General features: G+C 67.8%; 15 protein-coding genes. 8 read left to right on the top strand and 7 right to left on the bottom strand.

All coding sequences use genetic code 11. The features are described from left to right. The first annotated feature begins 35 nt into the window (after window positions 1–35). Window positions 36–2,729 carry a discoidin domain-containing protein gene (locus NN4_RS34615; RefSeq protein ID WP_147140099.1) on the top strand — a complete coding sequence of 898 codons (2,694 nt, stop codon included), beginning with the start codon at window positions 36–38 and terminating at the stop codon, window positions 2,727–2,729. Window positions 2,730–2,748: 19 nt separating this feature from the next. Here NN4_RS34615 and NN4_RS34610 read toward each other — a convergent pair whose 3' ends face one another. After that, window positions 2,749–4,533 (bottom strand): gamma-glutamyltransferase family protein, encoded by a 1,785-nt coding sequence (locus NN4_RS34610; RefSeq protein WP_425574274.1) that lies wholly within the window; start codon window positions 4,531–4,533, stop codon window positions 2,749–2,751. 138 nt (window positions 4,534–4,671) lie between these two features. On the opposite strand from NN4_RS34610, the gene NN4_RS34605 reads away from it, so the two are divergent. Next, on the top strand, window positions 4,672–6,315 hold the full coding sequence (locus tag NN4_RS34605; RefSeq protein WP_147140097.1) for a BCCT family transporter: 1,644 nt from the start codon (window positions 4,672–4,674) through the stop codon (window positions 6,313–6,315). Between the two features lie 30 nt (window positions 6,316–6,345). Here the strand turns inward: NN4_RS34605 and NN4_RS34600 are convergent, their stop codons facing one another. From NN4_RS34600 to NN4_RS34580, 6 genes are all read right to left on the bottom strand, one after another. Continuing rightward, window positions 6,346–7,101, bottom strand: a complete 756-nt coding sequence (locus NN4_RS34600) for an NYN domain-containing protein (protein ID WP_147140096.1) — start codon at window positions 7,099–7,101, stop codon at window positions 6,346–6,348. A gap of 100 nt (window positions 7,102–7,201) precedes the next feature. Continuing rightward, window positions 7,202–7,357, bottom strand: coding sequence for a DUF6131 family protein (locus NN4_RS45365; RefSeq protein ID WP_186818775.1), 156 nt, complete (start codon window positions 7,355–7,357; stop codon window positions 7,202–7,204). Window positions 7,358–7,416: 59 nt separating this feature from the next. Continuing rightward, complete coding sequence (locus NN4_RS47030) at window positions 7,417–7,965, bottom strand: hypothetical protein (RefSeq protein ID WP_246181240.1); 549 nt, start codon at window positions 7,963–7,965, stop codon at window positions 7,417–7,419. A 142-nt stretch (window positions 7,966–8,107) separates the two neighbouring features. Then, window positions 8,108–8,923: an RNA polymerase sigma factor SigF gene (locus NN4_RS34590; RefSeq protein ID WP_147140094.1), complete on the bottom strand. Its 816-nt coding sequence runs from the start codon at window positions 8,921–8,923 to the stop codon at window positions 8,108–8,110. Further along, window positions 8,913–9,344, bottom strand: coding sequence for an ATP-binding protein (locus NN4_RS34585; RefSeq protein WP_135232694.1), 432 nt, complete (start codon window positions 9,342–9,344; stop codon window positions 8,913–8,915). The genes NN4_RS34590 and NN4_RS34585 overlap by 11 nt, the downstream gene beginning before the upstream one ends. 128 nt (window positions 9,345–9,472) lie before the next feature. Continuing rightward, window positions 9,473–11,080, bottom strand: a complete 1,608-nt coding sequence (locus tag NN4_RS34580) for a peptide ABC transporter substrate-binding protein (RefSeq protein ID WP_246181239.1) — start codon at window positions 11,078–11,080, stop codon at window positions 9,473–9,475. Between the two features lie 497 nt (window positions 11,081–11,577). On the opposite strand from NN4_RS34580, the gene NN4_RS34575 reads away from it, so the two are divergent. The 6 genes from NN4_RS34575 (at window position 11,578) to murQ (ending at window position 17,887) form a co-directional block, all read left to right on the top strand. Next, the gene (locus NN4_RS34575; RefSeq protein ID WP_246181238.1) at window positions 11,578–12,132 is read left to right on the top strand and encodes a DUF8020 domain-containing protein; all 555 of its coding nucleotides are present in this window, start codon (window positions 11,578–11,580) and stop codon (window positions 12,130–12,132) included. A 177-nt stretch (window positions 12,133–12,309) separates the two neighbouring features. Further along, window positions 12,310–13,236 (top strand): N-acetylglucosamine kinase, encoded by a 927-nt coding sequence (locus tag NN4_RS34570; RefSeq protein WP_147140089.1) that lies wholly within the window; start codon window positions 12,310–12,312, stop codon window positions 13,234–13,236. Window positions 13,237–13,309: 73 nt separating this feature from the next. Next, complete coding sequence (locus NN4_RS34565; RefSeq protein ID WP_147140087.1) at window positions 13,310–14,839, top strand: sodium:solute symporter; 1,530 nt, start codon at window positions 13,310–13,312, stop codon at window positions 14,837–14,839. Then, window positions 14,839–16,011: an anhydro-N-acetylmuramic acid kinase gene (locus NN4_RS34560; protein ID WP_147140085.1), complete on the top strand. Its 1,173-nt coding sequence runs from the start codon at window positions 14,839–14,841 to the stop codon at window positions 16,009–16,011. Before NN4_RS34565 ends, NN4_RS34560 begins: the two co-directional genes overlap by 1 nt. Beyond that, on the top strand, window positions 15,998–16,873 hold the full coding sequence (locus NN4_RS34555; protein ID WP_147140083.1) for a MurR/RpiR family transcriptional regulator: 876 nt from the start codon (window positions 15,998–16,000) through the stop codon (window positions 16,871–16,873). Before NN4_RS34560 ends, NN4_RS34555 begins: the two co-directional genes overlap by 14 nt. 111 nt (window positions 16,874–16,984) lie before the next feature. Then, on the top strand, window positions 16,985–17,887 hold the full coding sequence (gene murQ / locus NN4_RS34550) for an N-acetylmuramic acid 6-phosphate etherase (protein WP_147140081.1): 903 nt from the start codon (window positions 16,985–16,987) through the stop codon (window positions 17,885–17,887). Window positions 17,888–17,889 lie beyond the last annotated feature (2 nt).

Below are 17,889 nucleotides of genomic sequence, written 5' to 3'. Positions count from 1 at the left end.
GACACCATCGTCCATGCGTCACATGGAGGTACGGCATGCGTTCTCGCACCACGATCCTGATCGGCATCGCGCTGGTCGTAGCGGTGGCGTTGGTGGCGGTCGGGGTGGTGTTCGCCGTCCGGCACAACCCGCAGGAGCAGTCCGCGTCCGCCTGCCCGAATGACGATGCCGCCGCCGCGCCGGGCTGGATGTCGTCGAACGCCGAGGTGGACGCCGGTTTCGAACGGCATCCGTTCGTCGGCAACGGCTATCTCGGGTTGCGCGTGCCACCCCGTGGCGCCGGATATGTGTCGACGGGTGAGCCCAGCGGCTGGCCGCTGTACACACCGCGCTACGACGGCGCTTTCGTCGCCGGCCTGTATGGGCACACGCCTGCGCTGGCCGACGATCGGGAGGTCGCCGCCGCCATCCCGAACTGGTCCGCGCTCACTGTCGGTGTCGGCGCCGATACCTACGCGGCCGACACACCGGCCGAGCGAATCACGAACTTCACCCAGACCCGCTACCTGCGCTGCGGGCTGGTGCGCACCGCGCTCACGTGGACCAACCGGGACGGTAAGGCCACCGATCTGGTGTACGACGTCATCACGGATCAGGTCGACCAGCATGTGGGCGCGGTCCATCTCACCCTCGTCCCACAGTGGTCCGGGGAGCTCACCGTGACCGATGTGCTCGACGGCGCGGGCGCCCGACGGATGACCCAGACCTACGGCGACGCGGGCGCTGACGGCATCCGGGTCGGCTTCCGCACCGACGGCACCGGCGTCGACGGCGCGGTGGCGTCGGTACTGAGCACAGGAGCTGCACAGCAGTCGACGGCGCGGGATCTCACCGCCAGCCAGCAGACGCGACTCACCGTGCAAGCCGGAAAGTCTTACGAGGTAACCAAATTCGTCGGCGTCGACACCACGCTCACCACCGCCGATCCCGCGGCGGCCGCGCACGACGCCGCGCTCCGGGCGGCACGCAAGGGCTGGCCGGACCTGCTTGCGGGCACGGCGGCGGCCTGGCGCTCGTTGTGGCAGGGCGATCTCGAGATACCCGGCAACCCCGACCTACAGTCGTGGACCCGTGGTGCGCTCTATTCGCTGTACTCGAGCACGAATGCCCAACAGGACAACAGCGTTTCGCCCGTCGGTCTCAGCAGCGACAACTACGCGGGCGCCGTGTTCTGGGACGCCGACATCTGGATGTTCCCCGGCCTGCTCCAGTTGGCGCCCGATCTCGCCAAGTCCGTGGTGGAGTACCGCTACAAGACTTTGCCTGCCGCGCAAGCGAATGCCCAGCAGCTGGGCTACCGCGGGGCCTTCTACCCGTGGACCAGCGCGAGCCGGGGCGCCCTCGCGGAATGCCACAGCTGGGATCCGCCGCACTGCCTGACCCAGATACATCTGCAAGGCGACATCTCCCTCGCGGCCTGGCAGTACTACCTCGCCACCGGCGACACCGGCTTCCTGCGCGATCGCAGTTGGCCGATCATGCGGAACCTGGCCGAGTTCTGGGCTTCGCGGGTGACGCCGAACCCCGACGGCAGCTACTCGATCGACAATGTCGCGGGCCCCGACGAGTACAGCAACGGCGTCAAAGACGGGGTCTACACCAACGCGGTTGCCGCGCTGGCGCTGCGCAATGCGGCTCGGGCCGCCGAGATCCTCGGCGAGCCTGCCCCGCCCGAGTGGACCGCGAGCGCCGAGCACCTGCGCATGCCCTTCGACCCGGCCCGGCAGATATTCGCCCAGTACGACGGCTATCCCGGGACCTCGCTCAAGCAGGCGGACAGCGTGCTGCTGATCTATCCCCTGGAATGGCCTATGTCGCAGGAGGTTTCGACCAACACGCTCGAATATTACGCCGAGCGCACCGATCCCGACGGGCCCGCGATGACCGACTCGGTGCATGCCATCGACGCCGCGGCCATCGGCACGCCGGGCTGCGCGACCGACACCTACCTCGAGCGCGCGGTGCGGCCGTTCGTGCGCGCGCCGTTCGGGCAGTTCGCGGAGGCCCGCGGCAGCAAGGCGGGTGCCAAGGATCCGCTGGCGGGCGCGCCTGCGTTCACCTTCGTCACCGCCGCGGGCGGTTTCCTGCAAACGTTCACCAACGGCCTGCTCGGGCTGCGACTGCGGGCCGACGAGGTTCGCATCGATCCGATGCTGCCCCCGGATCTGAGTTCTGGGCTGCATATCCGTGGCATGCGTTGGCAGGGCCGAACTTTCGACGCCGAGATCGGACCCGATGACACGAAGGTCACGCTGAAAGACGGTGCGGAGATGCGGGTCCAGACCGCGACCGGCACCCACCTGGTCAGCCGTGACCAGCCATTGAGCGTCAAGACCCGCCGACCGGACCTGACGCCCACCGACAACGTCGCCCGCTGCAAGCCCGTCTCGGTGAGTTCGGCCGAACCCGGCCGCTACGCCGACGCCGCCGTCGACGGCAGCAACGCTACCGGCTGGGCTCCCGACGCCGAACAAGGCAGCCTCACTGTCGACCTGGGCGCCGAAACGCTTGTCGGCCGGATACTTCCACGCTGGTCGGATCCCGCGCCTGCGACGTCCACGATCTCGGTGTCCGCCGACAACCAGACCTGGACGACGGTCACCGTCAACCCGGCAACCGGCGCATCCGCGAACCCGATCTCTGCCCGCTACATTCGATTGAGCGTCACGGCCGCCGATCCGGCCGTTCATCCCGGGCTTCGCGAACTAGAGGTCAGCGCCTCGAAATAGCCAACGCGCAGCCACGTATTCAACGCCCCACGGCGTAGCCCTGCATGCCGCGCGGGTTCGCGGCGGCCGACAGCACACCCGACTCCGGGTCCCGAGCCACGGCGCACAGCCGACCTTCCGACCAGGGTTCGCCGACGGTGACGTCGTGTCCGCGTCGGCGCAGGTCGTCGATGATCGACTCGCCGATCCTGGACTCCACCACGACACCGCCGGGTTCCATGTCCCGCGGGTAGAACGAGCTCGGAAACGACGTGCCATGCCAATTCGGTGCGTCGATCGCGGCTTGCAGATCCAAGCCGCCGTAGGCGACGGACAGGAAGAAGTGCAACTGCCACTGGTCCTGCTGGTCACCGCCTGGTGTTCCGAAAGCGAGCACCGGAACGCCGTCGCGCAAAGCCAAGGTCGGGGTCAGGGTGGTGCGCGGACGATGGCCTGGCACAAGGGTATTCGGCAGGCCCTCGTCCAGCCAGGCCATCTGCAGGCGGGTGCCGAGCGGAAAACCCAGCTCCGGGATGACGGGATTGGAGTGCAGCCAACCGCCGCTCGGCGTTGCCGAGATCATATTGCCCCACCGGTCGACGATGTCGAAATGGCAAGTGTCGCCTCGCGTTTCGCCCGCACTGGCCAGTGACGGCTCGCCCGCGCCCGGCTCGTCGGCCACCGAGCCCGAGCCGCCGATGTGCGAGCTGAGCAGTGGCGTACGCCCGTCCGGGCTGCCGGGACGCAGTTCGTAGGAGGCCTTCGCGTCGATCAGCGCGCGCCGCTGCGCGTTGTACTCCGCCGAAAGCAGCACCGACACCGGCACATCGGGCACATCGCCGTACCAGGCCTCGCGGTCGGCCATGGCCAGCTTGCCGCCCTCGATGAGCAGGTGGACGTACTCGGCGGAACCGTAAGCCGGTAGATCCGCGGGCAGCAGAGCGAGTTGCTGCAGGAAGACGGGTCCCTGACTCCACGGCCCCATCTTGCACAACGTCCAGCCCTGCCAGTCGTAGGTCGCGGGCGCCTCGTAGGTCGCCGACCAGTCGGCCAGGTCCGCCGCCGTCAGGGTGCCGACATGCCGCTCGCCGCTGGTGTCGAGGGTGGGCCGCGCCGACTGCCGCAGCATCGCCTCGGCGACGAATCCGCTGCGCCAAATGCGCCGGGCCGCTTCGATTTCCGCCACCCGGTCGCCACCGCCCGCGGCGACGGCTTCGTCGATCAACCGGCGCCACGTCCGGCCCAGCGCCGGATTGCGGAACAACTCACCGGGTTTCGGCGCGATGCCGTCGCGCAGGTACACCTCAGCCGAAGAAGTCCATTCGGTGGTGAAGAGTTCGCGGACCTCCTCCACCTGTTGCCGCACCCGCGGCACGGGTGGGTGCCCGTCCTCCGCGTAACCGATGGCGAAGCTGAGCAACTCGGCCAGCGACCGCGTGCCGTAATCACGCAGCAACACCATCCAGGCGTCGAACGCGCCGGGTACCGCGGCCGCCAACGGCCCGGTGCCCGGAATGAATTCGAGCCCGAGCCCGCGATAGTGCGCGGCGCTCGCGCCGGCGGGAGCGGGTCCCTGCCCACACAGCACGCGAACCGGTTCACCCACCGGAGCAAGGATCATCGGCGCCTCGCCCGCAGGCCCGTTGAGGTGCGGCTCCACCACGTGCAGCACGAATCCGGCGGCCACCGCCGCGTCGTAGGCGTTGCCGCCGCGTTCGAGCACGGCCATCGCGGACTGCGACGCCAGCCAGTGGGTGGACGACACCATCCCGAAGGTGCCCCGCAAAGTCGGCCTGGTGGTGAACATCTCGAACCCTCCGGTCACACGCCCGCTCCGCGCCCGGACCGGCGCGATTCCCTGTGGAAAATACCGTCCGCACCGCCCAGACCGCCGCACGCACCTGCGTCTGGGAGCGGCGCGTCCATTCGGCTAATCGGCCGTTACCCGTAATAGTTGAGGGCGATGGCTACCGACAAAGACACGACCCCGACCGGACCCGACCTCCGCCTCATCGGCATCGGCATCGCCACGGTGATCGCCGGCGTCGGTTGGGCGGCCCTGGGCAAGGACAGCTTCGGCTCCGCGTCGAAGACCGCGCTGGACTGGGTGCTCGGCAACTTCGACTGGCTGTTCGTGGTCTCCGCCGACGTCTTCCTCGTGCTCTGCGTGGTGATCGCGGTTAGTCGCTTCGGGCGGATCCGGCTCGGAAAGGACGACTCGAAACCGGAGTTCAGCAACCTCGCCTGGATCGCCATGATGTTCAGCGCGGGCATGGGCATCGGGTTGATGTTCTACGGCGTCGGCGAGCCGCTGCAGCATTTCGTCGAGCCGCCGCCGTCGACCGGGATCGAGCCGCAGACCACCGCGGCGGCCAGTGCGGCACTGCAGTATTCGTTGTTCCACTGGACCCTCACACCGTGGGCGATCTACGGCATCGTCGGACTTGCCTTGGCCTACGCGGGTTTTCGGAAAGGACGCGGCAATCGGTTGTCCGCCGCCTTCGTGCCGTTGCTCGGCGAGCGCCGTGCGCAAGGGTGGGCGGGGCAGGCCATCGATCTGCTGGCGGTGTTCGCGACCGTCTTCGGCACGGCCACCAGTCTCGGTCTCGGCGCGTTGCAGGTCGCGAAGGGTTTGCAGCTCACCGCGGGTGCGCCGGACACGGTGACCGTGCAGCTCATCATCATCGGCGCGCTCAGCGCCGCCTTCGTGCTGTCCGCGTTCTCGGGGCTGCACAAGGGCGTCAAATGGCTGTCCACCGTCAATATTCTGCTGGCCGGGCTGCTCATGCTGTTCGTCTTCGTGCTCGGGCCGACGGTGTATGTGCTCGACAGCATTCCGTCCAGCATCGGCAACTACCTGACCAACCTGCTGCCGATGGCCACCCGGACCGGCGCCTACGCCGACCCGGCTTGGCTCGGTTCGTGGACGATCTTCTACTGGGCCTGGTGGTTGTCCTGGGCGCCGTTCGTGGGCACCTTCATCGCGCGCATCTCGCGCGGCCGCACCATCCGCGAATTTCTCATCGGGGTGCTGCTGGTGCCCAGCGGGGTGACCGTGGTGTGGTTCTGCATCATGGGCGGCAGCGCCATCCGGTTGACCACTACCGGCGTCGCCGACCTCACCGCGAACGCCGCCGACGCCGAGGCCTCACTCTTCGACATGCTCGACGCGCTGCCCGGCGGCACCATCACCTCCTGGGTGTCGATGATCCTGGTGATGACCTACTTCGTCACCAGCGCCGACTCCGCCTCCCTCGTCATGGGCTCACTCACCAGCCGAGGCGCCCTCAATCCGCCCTCCTGGCTCGTCATCACCTGGGGCATCCTGATGGCCTCGGTAGCCGCCGTCCTCCTCGTCGCAGGCGGCCTCAACTCTTTGCAAACCGCCACCATCCTCGTCTCCCTCCCCTTCGTCCTCGTCATGCTCGCCCTCTGCTGGTCGCTCATGAAAGAACTCCGCGAAGACCCCGGCGCAGGCCCCACCCCCAACCACCCCCTCTACGGCCTCCGCGACGCCGTCCGCGCCATGGTCGGCGAAGCCATCAACGACCGCACCCCACCCCGCCGCCGCCGCGCCGACAACCGCCCCGTCCCCCTAGAACGCTGAACCGCTCGGCGGCTGAGTCGGGAGTGACTGTTACTTCGCGGGTGGGCGGTTGCGGAGGTCGCGGACGTAGGTGACGGCTTGTTTGCCTTCGCCGGGGCTGCGGGTGTCCAGGTCGAAAAGGGTTGTTGCGGTGAAGAGTTCGCCGAGTTTGCTGTAGCCGTAGGTGCGGGGGTCGAAGTCGGGGCGCTGCTTGTTGATGATCGAGCCGACGCTGGAGAGGGTGGCCCAGCCGGAGTCGTCGGAGGCGGCGTCGACGGCGTTGCGGAGCAGGTTCATCAGTTTGGCGTCGCCTTTGAGTTGATTGGCGGCGGTGCGGCGGGCCGGGGTCGGCGACTCTTCTGTTGTGCCGGTGAGGTTTTCGGTGTAGATGAACTTGTCGCAGGCGGCGACGAACGGTTTGGGGGTCTTGTGCTGGCCGAATCCGTAGACGGTGCGCCCGGATTCGCGGATGCGGCTGGCCAGGCGGGTGAAATCGCTGTCGCTGGAGACGATCACGAAGCCGTCGAGGTTGCCGGTGTACAGCAGATCCATCGCGTCGATGATCATCGCCGAGTCGGTGGCGTTCTTGCCGGTGGTGTAGCCGAACTGCTGGATCGGCTGGATCGACTGCGCGAGCAGCTGATCCTTCCAGCCCTTCAGGTTGGTGCTGGTCCAGTCGCCGTAGGCCCGCTTGACATGCGCCGTCCCGTACTTGGCGACCTCCGCCAACAACCCGTCGGCGATGCCGGGCTGGGCGTTGTCGGCGTCGATCAGCACCGCAAGCCGGGTAGCGTTGTCGCTGCTCAAGGCATTCCCCATTCGTCGGTCGGCTACCGGACAACGGTAGCCCGCCACCCCCGCGCCGACCGACCGACACCACAGAACATTGGCATCAGGGGACGGACACTCAGTAGTAGTGCCGCCGACCACCCATCGGGTGGCCGGTGCTGCCCGCGACCAGCAGGACCGCGCCCAGGATGAGGACGAGGAATCCGGCGACTGTGAGCAACGGGATGCCGAGGAGGAATCCGGCGATGAGGAGAACGACTCCGAGCACGATCATGAGCGACTACCTGATTTCGAATGACGTTCGGTTACTTGACGACTGGTGCCGAACCGCAGCTATCGGCGCGTGTTGTCGGCTGGTTGCGGATCGCCCGATTTCGGCTTGAACAGACTGCGCAGGCCACCGGATGCGGCCCGCGGCCCGTCCTGAGTGCCGACCACTGGTGAAACGACAGGCGGCCGTCCCTGCCCGCCGGGCAGGGTGTGACCGCCGGTTCCCGGCCCGGCGACATTGCTGGACGCTCCGGCTCCGGCTTCGGTGCCGGGCAGATCGGAACGAGCGGGCTGGTTCGGTGGGTATTGATCGGGCGTGCGCCGGCTGCCGAATACCGGAGTCCGGCGGGTTGCCTTCAGCTCCCGGCGTGCGCTGGCACCGCGGCGGGCGGTGCGTCGAGCACCGGTCAGCAGCAAGCTCAGCCCCGCCAGCCCGATGGCACCGACGACAATCCCATAGAGGAACAACACTCCGGTCGAGCCGGTGACGTGATAGCCGAAGACGGCGAAGTTGTCGGTGAGCGTGTGCGTGCTGCCGCCGTTGGCGAACACGCCGGTGACCCCGACGATGACGGCGGCGAGCAGGATGACGAGCCCGATGATGACGAGCATATTGATCCTCAGATCTGTGGGTGTCTACCCAGTACACGCCCCTCGGACCCGGGTGTCAACGCTGTAGACCTACATTGATGAACTACAGCGCCGAAACAGCGGCCCGCTCCGGCTCGCCTACGCGAGTCCGAAACGGGCCGTATCAATCACGCATTGCCTGTTCGCGCAGCGTACTCAGCGTTTTCGACAGAATGCGCGACACCTGCATCTGCGACACACCGAGCTGCGCGGCGATCTGATCCTGGGTCTTGGATTCGAAGAACCGCATGATCAGCACCTGACGCTCGCGTTCCGGCAGCGCCGCGATGAGCGGTTTCACCGCGAGGTAGTCCTCGACGGTCTGGTACTCCGGTTCTTCGGCGCCCAGGGTGTCCAGCGGCGAGCGCGGCGCGTTGTCGTCGTCGCTGTCCAGACCCACATCGATCGAGGAGGTCTGGTACGCGTTGCGCGCGATCAACGCCTGGGTGACCTCGACCAGATCGGCGCCGAGTTCGTCGGCGATCTCGCGGGCCTTGGGCATCCGGCCGAGCCGCTGCGCGAGCGTCTCGATGGCGGGGGCGATGGTCTGCTGAATCTCCTTGAGCCGCCGCGGAACCCGCACCGACCAGGTGTAGTCCCGGAAGTGGCGGCGCACCTCGCCCATGATGGTCGGCACCGCGAAGGCCAGGAACGGCGAGCCGTGCGAGGCGTCGAAACGGTCCACCGCGGCCACCATGCCGACGCGGGCGATCTGCAGCAGGTCGTCGAAGTTCTCGCCGCGGCCGGTGAACTTGCGGGCGATGTGCTCGGCCAGCGGCAGGCAGCGGCTGATCAGCTCCTCGCGCACGGCGGCGCGGCGCGGATCGTCGGCGTCGAGCTCGCTGAGCTCGACGAACAGGGGCTCGATATTGTCGTAGCTGTCCCCACCACGTCGGCGCGGCTCATGGTCCACGCCCGACGCTGTCGCGTCATTGCTCATCGAGGTCGCCCCGGGCCCAGACGAAGTCGACGACAGTCGGGTACCCGGAGACGGCGGCGTCGAACGGCGCCCTGGTCGCCGTGACCGAGTCGGTGAGCGTCTGCACGATGTGCCAGCCGAAGCTGCCGGACCCGACCTCGGCGTCGGATGTACCGACCGCGTGGATGGTGGCGTTGAGCACGCCTTCGCGATAGCTGAACGCGCAATCGATGGTCGACCCCGGTGCCGCGTCCTGCATCAGCACGGTCGCGATCTCGTCGAGCGCCAGACGGATATCGGTGACCTCGTCGAGCCCGAAATCGGCGATCAGCAGCACGGTCTCGGCGAGGGCGCGCAGCATCGTCAGCTGTTCCGGCGATGCGGGCACCGTGACGGCGACCGTTGTTGTCCCCGTCACGGATTCGGATACCCGTTCACTCATTCCGCCACCACCTCGTTTACGCGCGCGTGTCCGATCGACGGGTCAGCCTACCCGGACCGGCGCACACCGGCAGCGGGGCACACCCGTGTGCCGCGCCGCCGGCCCCGGCGACGCGGCGGACCACGCGTTTACTTCTCGATATTCTCGAAATCGAACTGGCCGTTCCAGGCCAGTTCGACCTTCTTCACGTTCTCGCTGAAACCCGCGGTGGCGATGAAATCGAGCACCGGGATATCGGGCATCTCCCGGAACAGCAAGGTCTGCGCCTGCGCGACGAACTTGTAGGACTCCTCCAACGTCGGGGCGGCCAGCGCGGCATCGATGAGCTTGTCGAACTCAGGGTTGCTGTAGTCGACGTTGTTGGTGCCCGCGCCCGTGTAGTACTGCGCGGTGAGGAACTGCAGCATCGTCGGGTAGTCGCCCTGCCAGCCATAACGGAAGGCCTTACCGATCGTCCGGGACGTGATCGCCGATCGGACGTCTTTGAACGTCGGGTACGGCGCACCAACCGCCTCGATGCCGAGGGTGTTCTTGATGCTGTTGGCCACCGCTTCGATCCAGGCCTGATGGTCACCGTCGGAGTTGTAGGCGATCTCGTAGCGACCCGACCACGGCGAGATCGCGTCGGCCTGCGCCCACAGCTTCTTCGCCTCCTCCGGGTTGTATTGCAACACCTCCGAACCCGGCAGGTCCCCCTTGAAGCCGGGCAGCGTGATCGCGGTGAAGTCGCGCGACGGGATCCTGGTGCCGTGGAAGATGTTCTCGCAGATCTGCTCACGGTTGATCGCCCGCGAGAGCGCCTTGCGCCGCAGCACCCCTTCCTCGCCGGCGAAGTGCGGGATGTTGGTCTGGCTGCTGATGTGCTGGTTCTGCGCGGTCGATTTGGTGATCGCCCGATCGCCGAGGTCCTTCTTGTAGGTTGCGAGCGCGCTGTCCGGCAGGGTGTCGAGTGTGTCCAGGTTGCCCGCGAGCAGGTCGGCGTAGGCCGTGTCGAACGACTGGTACATCACCATTCGCAGACCCTTGTTCTTGGCCGGGCGCGCACCCTTGTAATCGGGGTTCGGCACCAGGTCGACCTTGACGTTATGCTCCCACGCGCCCGCGCGCGCGAGCTTGTACGGCCCGTTGCCGATCGGGTTCTCGCCGAACGCCTTGATGTCCTTGAACGCCGCCTCGGGCAGCGGATAGAACGGGGTGAAGGCGAGCGCGAGCTCGAAGTCGATCGACGGGCTCTTCAGCGCGACGGTGAAGGTGCGATCGTCGACCACCTTCAGGCCCGACATCGTCTGTGCCGCAGGTTTTTCCGCAGCGACCTCGTCGTAGCCGACGATGCTGGAGAATACGTAGCCCTGCAGCTGTGCGTTGGTGCTGAGCGCGCCGTAGTTCCACGCGTCGACAAAGGATTTCGCCGTGACCGGTGTGCCGTCGGTGAACGTCCAGTCCGGCTCGAGGGTGATCTTGTAGTTCTTCCGGTCCGTCGTCTCGATGGACTGCGCCATATCGTTGTGCGCGACACCGTTGGCGTCGTAGTACTTCAGCCCGGCGAAGAGCCGGTCGACGATGCGGCTGCCGCTGTTGTCGTTGTTGCTGGCAGGCAACAGCGGGTTCTGCGGCTCGGTGATATTGGTCGTGACGATGCCTGCGTCGGTACTGTCGTCCGACGAGCAGCCGGCCAGTCCCAGGCTCGTGGCCAGTAACAATGCCGCCGTCAGCGCACCGGCTCTGGTGAATCTCACTGCGTTCTCCCCAGGTCGAGCAGGGGCAGCACCCGCGACACGCGTGAGGTCACCAGCGCGTGCCGACATGAGCTGCCGTGAATGTCCTCGGACAGTAGCGATTCCGGCGAGCGCTGTCAGGAGATCGACATCTCCCGGCGATTCGGGCCGGGCTGCCACCCGACTCGTCGACCGACCGGTCCCGCGGGTACCGGGAGACGCAGCCGCTGCACCGGTTTCCAGCGTTCCCGCAGCAACTCACGAAAACACCGCTCCCGATTTCCCTTTCCCTCCGCCGGCCTGCGCCGATCGCACCCATACCGCAGTGCAGGGCGCCAGCGGCGCGCACCACACGCCCTAATCGATTCGGCAGCCAGCAAATTCGCCGGATTTCGTTGCGCGGAATTCGCGGAATCGATCACTTCACGCAGGTCGCGAAGCGAGAATAGAGGTGGCCTGATCCGGCTTCACGGGACGTATCGGCTGTCGTGGCCGAGAAGAACATGTGGGGAAACACGATGAAAGTCAAAGGATTTGCCACCGCCCTTCTCGCAGTGGGGGCCACCGGAATCACTGCGGGAATTGTCAACGCCCAACCATTAGCGCAACCATCGGCCCAGGTCAGCGTGTCCAGCGTCGATCGGGGCATCGGATATACGACGGCCACCGACGGCACGGGGGTGATCACTTCTGTCAATGCCGGTGCCTTCGCGTTGACCAGGGATGCCGCCGCGGTCACCCTGACCGACACCGCGGGCAACGTCGTCGTCACGTTACCGACGTCCTTCACCGCCGACGGTCGCACCATCGCGCTGCGGCCGCAGATCAGCGACACCGGACGCACTTTGACGATGACACCGGTCGGCGCCCCGGAAATCAGTGCCCACCTGGCACAACTCGTCGATCAGCAAGACGACACCATCGCCCGCAAGCAGTACAACGCGGGCATCGGCGCCCTCATCGGCGCGGGCATCGGCGCGGTGATCGGCTTCTTCCTCGGCGGCGTCGGCGCCCTGGTGACGATCCCCATCGGCGCGGGCATCGGCGCCCTGATCGGTTATTCCACACCGTAATTCGCTGACCTCGGCGGACGCGTACGCCGCACGGTCGTGCGCGTCCGCCGGTCGAAACACCGGCTCCGGTCCCGGTGCGGCTCGCCATGGCCCGAGCCACGCTGCGCGGCCTGACCGCACGCGGCCTGACCTCAACTGGGCGCCACAAAAGCGCGTGATCGCGCGAGGATGGTCGGCATGACCGACCACGTGCTCGCCATCGACCTCGGCAAAACGGGCTGCCGGGGCTCCCTGCGGCTCGACGGACGCGAGACGCGCACCGCCGAGGGGCCCGGCTCTCCCGGGCTGGCCAATGCGGGCGGAGTCGCGGCAGCGGAGCAGGCGATCCGCGCCGTCATCGACCGGATAGCGCTCAGCGGGAACACCTTCACCCTGTCCATCGGCGCCGCGGGTGCCGCCGCCGCCCCGGACTCCGCCGCACTGCTCGCGCGTCAACTGGCCGATCTGCCCGGCGCGCAAGCGGTCGCCGTCACCTCCGACGCCGTGACCGCGCACGCCGGGGCACTCGGTGGCGCGCCGGGCGTCGTCCTGACCGCCGGGACGGGCGCCGTGGCCACCGCGGTCGACGCCGCAGGACGATTCACCAGGACCGACGGCTGGGGCCCGCTGCTCGGCGACGAGGGCGGTGGCGCGTGGATCGGCACCGAGGGCCTGCGGGCAGCACTGCGCGCGCACGACGGACGCGCGGCACCCACCGAACTCGCCACGAAGGCCGCCGAACACTACGGCGTCACCCTCGCAGAGCTGCCGAAACACCTTGGGCAGCACGAAAATCCGGCGCTACTGGCGGCGCGCTTCGCCCCCGTCGTCGCCGCTGCCGCCGCCACGGACAACACTGCGGCCGCCATCATGACCGCGGCCGGACACGCGCTCGCACGCACCGTCCTGGCCACCGTCGCACGGTCCGGCATGCGGCCGCCGGTGCCCTACGCGATCACCGGCGGACTGGCCAACCTCGGCGCGGCCCTGCTCGACCCACTCGACGCGGCGATAGCGCAGGTGATCGATCGCCGACCCGCCCGCGGCGGCCCGATCGACGGTGCGGCGCTGCTCGCCCTCGACACGACAACGGCCCTGGAAACATTGGTGGTGCGAATCACGTGACACTCATTGACAGAACATGCACATGCCCTGACACTTACTTGCATTCCGCTCGCCGCGTTACCGAGGAGCTGCGATGAACGCACTCAATGTCGCCGTCATCGTCGTCTACCTCATCGTCATCGCCTGGATCGGCCTGCGCCTGTCCGGTAAGCAGAAGTCCAGCAGCGACTACTTCGTCGGCGAAGGCAAGATGCCGTGGTGGACGGTCTGCTTCTCCGTGGTGGCGACCGAGACCAGCGTGCTCACCGTCATCTCGATTCCCGGCGGCGCCTACACCGACCAAGCGTTCGGCAATGTCGAGCTGGCCATCGGCTACATCATCGGCCGCACGATCGTCGCGACCGCCCTGATCCCGCTGTACAAACGCGGCGGGTTCGTCAGCGCCTATCAGTATCTCGAGCTGCGCTTCGGCCGCTACCTGCAGGGTGTCGCGTCGGTGACCTTCGTCTTCACCCGGCTGCTCGCCGAGGGCGTGCGCCTGTTCGCCTCCGCCATCCCGATCAAGCTGCTGCTCAGCGAGTTCGGCCTCGACCTCGGGTACGACGTCATCATCATCGTGCTGACCCTGGTCACGGTCGTCTACACCTACCTCGGCGGCATCAAGGCGGTCATCTGGACCGACGCGCTGCAGATGGGCCTGTACCTGTCCGGCGCGATCATCGCGATCTGCGTGCTCACCGGCCACGTCGGCGCATCGGGTTGGTCGGACGCGCTGGACAACGGCAAGTTCCGCATCTTCGACACCGACTTCGGCCTGGCGCACATCCTGACCAACACCTTCGCCATGCCTACCGCGATCATCGGCGGCGCCATCTTCGCGATGGCCTCGCACGGCTCCGATCAGCTGATCGTGCAGCGCATCCTGGCCACCCGCTCGCTGCGCGACAGCCAGAAGGCGATGATCGGCTCCGGCATCTTCGTCGCCATCCAGTTCGCCGCGTTCTCGCTGGTCGGCGCGCTGCTGTGGTCGTACAACGAAGGCAAGTCGCCCAAGGAGCTCGGCCTCGCCACCGCCGACAACCTGTACCCCAACTTCATCCTGCACGGGCTGCCGGTGGTGATCTCCGGCCTGCTGGTCGCCGGCATCCTGGGCGCCGCCATGGGCTCGCTGTCCGCGGCGCTGAACTCGATGGCGAACTCGACAGTGGCCGACATCATCCGCAGCTTCTCCTCGCGCGAGATCTCCGATCAGTCGCTGCTCAAGCTCGCGCGCTACATGACACTCGTCTGGGCGGTGCTGATGGCGTTGTGCGCCATGGGCTTCAGCGCGACCACCGGCAACGTCTACCTCACCGCGCTGACCATTGCCGGATACACCTACGGCGCGCTGCTCGGCGCCTTCCTGCTGGGCCGACTGGTCAAGCGCGCCAACCAATTCGACGCGGTGCTCGCGTTCGTGGTCACGGTGCTCGTGATGACGTTCATCGTGCGGGTGGTCAAGATCGACGTCACGGTGGCGGGCAAGGTGGTCGAGAAGGGTATCGCGGCGCAGTGGCTGGTGCCGATCGGCGTGCTGGTCACGCTGGTGGTCGGCGGCATCGCGAGCCGCTTCCATCCGGCGCAGGCGCCCAAGCCGCCGGAACCGGTCGAGGCGGTGGCCTAGTGCGCGTCATCGGCTTGATGTCGGGTACCTCGCACGACGCGATCGACGCGGTCGGCGCGGATATCCATCTGCGGGACAGCACTATTCACGTCGAGGTGCTGGGGCTGCTGAGCCGCCCCTACCCCGACGATCTGCGCGCCGAACTCATCGCCGCGCTCCCGCCCGGCACGATCGACATGGCCACGGTGTGTCGGCTCGATACCGCGATCGGGCAGGAGTTCTCCGCCACCGCAGCCGAGGCAGTACACGAGTTGTGCGATGGCTCAGCGGATCTCGTCGCGTCGCACGGGCAGACGGTGTACCACTGGGTGGCCGACGGACGGACCTGCGGCACACTGCAACTCGGCCAACCGGCCTGGATCGCCGAACAGACCGGGCTGCCCGTCGTCAGCGACTTCCGCTCGCGTGACATCGCGGCAGGCGGCCAGGGCGCGCCACTGGTCGCTCTGTTCGACCTGCTGTGGCTCGCGGGCCGGCCCGGGCGTTCGGCCGCGCTCAATATCGGCGGCATCGCCAACGCGACCGTCACGGGTGACACGCCCGTCGCCTTCGACACCGGCCCGGGCAACGCGCTGATCGACGCGGCCGTCGAACTGGCCACCGACGGCAGCGAACACATCGACCGGGACGGCCAACGCGCGGCCCGCGGCCGCATCGACGAGCGACTGCTGAAGACCCTGCTGGCAGACAGCTACTACCAGGCAACGCCGCCGAAGACGACCGGCAAGGAGCTGTTCAACCGGGCCTACCTCGAGCGGGTGTTGCGGGACCATCCCCTGCCTGCCGACGATATCGTCGCCTCCGTGACCGCGCTGACCGCACAGACCATCGCCGACGCACTGGCACCTTTCGCACCCGACGAAGTCATCGCTTCGGGCGGCGGTACCCGAAATCCGGCCCTGTTGAGCATGCTCGGCGAACGGCTGGGTAACGCCACCCTGTGCACCTCCGACGAGCTCGGTCTGCCGTCCGCCGCCAAGGAAGCCGCCGCCTTCGCCGTGCTCGGGTTCCTCACCGTGCACGGACTCGCCGGCACCGACGCGGTCTGCACCGGCGCGACGCGGGCGCGGGTGCTCGGTTCGATCACGCCAGGTGCCGCCCCGCTGGCATTGCCCGAATCACCCGGTGCGGCACCGCGACAGCTCAGGTTGGAGAACCATGAACGAGGGTGACGACGTCCGCACACGCCTGCTCGGGGCGATCCCCCGATTGACCCCGACGGGGCTGCGGGTCGCCCAGGTGATTCGCGACGACCCTGCCGCCGCAGCGCAATTGACCGTGAGCGAACTGGCCGAGCGCGCCTCCACCAGCACGTCCGCGGTCGTCCGGCTGTCCAAAGCCCTTGGCTACGAAGGCTATCCGCAGCTGCGCCTGGCGCTGGCCGCGACCAGCAAGGACGACGGCTCGCCGGTGTTCGCCACCGACATCGACGCCGACGACCCACTGGCGAAGGTGCTGCACAAGCTCACTGCCTTCGAGACCGAGGGCATGGTGGCCACCGCCGACCTCGCCGATCCGTCGACCATGGCGGCGGTCGTCGACGCCCTGGTGCGCGCGCGGCGGGTGGAACTCATCGGCATCGGCGCCTCCGGGCTGGTCGCGATGGACATGGCGCAGAAGCTGACCCGGATCGGGATGTGGTGTGTCGCTTGCACCTCCGAAGACGACGCCCTCGTGCAGGCCAGCCTGCTGGAAGCCGACGACGTGATCATCGCCTTCTCCCACTCCGGCGAAACCGCCGCCATCATCGACGCCGTCGACCGCGCCGGTGGCAGGCGGACGACGACGGTCGCCGTGACGGCGGGCGCACAGTCCAGGCTGGCGAGGGCGGCCGCGCACACGGTGCTCGTCGCCGGGCGCGAGGACGGTTTCCGTTCCGCCGCGATGGCGAGCCGGATGAGCCAGCTCCTCATCGTCGACGCGCTCTACATCGGCGTCCTGCAGCGCACGCCGTCGGCCGCGGTGGCGCTGCGCCGGACCTATGACGCGGTAGCGGATCGCCGGATCTCCCGCACGGTGCGGAAGGCGCCGTGAGGGACTCGCGGCACGCTGATCGACGATCCACCCCCACAGATAGTCACGACTCGGTCGGGACCACACCACTCGTTCGACCGTAGTTCCCGCATGGACATAGGAGGCGCAGTCATGAGTGACATCAGCACACTGAGCACCGAGGAAGCGAATCCGCGGACCGCCGCACTCGACTCCATGACCGTGGACGAGTTGTTGCGCACCATGAATTCCGAGGATGCCGTAGTGGCTTCCGCGGTGGCGCAGGCGATCCCGGAGATCGCCCGGGCGGTCGAGCTGATCGTCGCGGCCCGCAGGACCGGCGGCAGGTTGATCTATGTCGGTGCCGGAACCAGCGGCAGGCTCGGCGTGCTGGACGCGGTCGAGTGCCCGCCGACCTTCGGCACCGCCCCCGACGAGGTCATCGGCATCATCGCCGGTGGCGCAGCGGCGTTCGCGCATGCGGTGGAGGGTGCCGAGGACGATCCCGCACTCGCCGTCGCGGATCTCGCCGATATCGACCTGACCGCCGACGACGTGATCGTGGCGCTGGCGGCGAGCGGCCGGACCCCATATGCGATCGGCGCCCTGCAGCACGGCCGATCGATCGGCGCCGCCACCGTCGGCGTCTCCTGCAATCGGCATGCCGAGTTGAGCGAGCACGCCGACGTCGGTATCGAGATCGAGACGGGCCCAGAGGTATTGACCGGATCCACCCGTTTGAAAGCCGGTACGGCGCAGAAGATGGTGTGCAACATGCTCTCGACCGCCACCATGGTGCAATCGGGCAAGGTCTACGGCAACCGCATGGTCGACGTGAAGCCCACCAACGCCAAGCTGGTCGACCGAGCCCGCCGGATCATCGAGGACGCCACCGGCGTCGACCCGGTCACCGCCGCCGCCCTGCTGGACGCCGCCGACGGACACCCGAAAACCGCGATCGTCATGCAGCTGGCCGGCGTCGATGTGGCGGCGGCCCGCAGGCTGCTCGCCGGCGCCGACGGGTTCGTGCGCACCGCCGTCGGCAGCGCCGGGTAGGC

Source organism: Nocardia ninae NBRC 108245 (genome assembly GCF_007990755.1).
In the GTDB taxonomy this organism is placed as follows: Bacteria; Actinomycetota; Actinomycetes; order Mycobacteriales; family Mycobacteriaceae; genus Nocardia; species Nocardia ninae.
The sequence above is the reverse complement of the archived record's forward strand: the minus strand, read 5'-3'. Positions and strand labels throughout refer to the sequence as shown.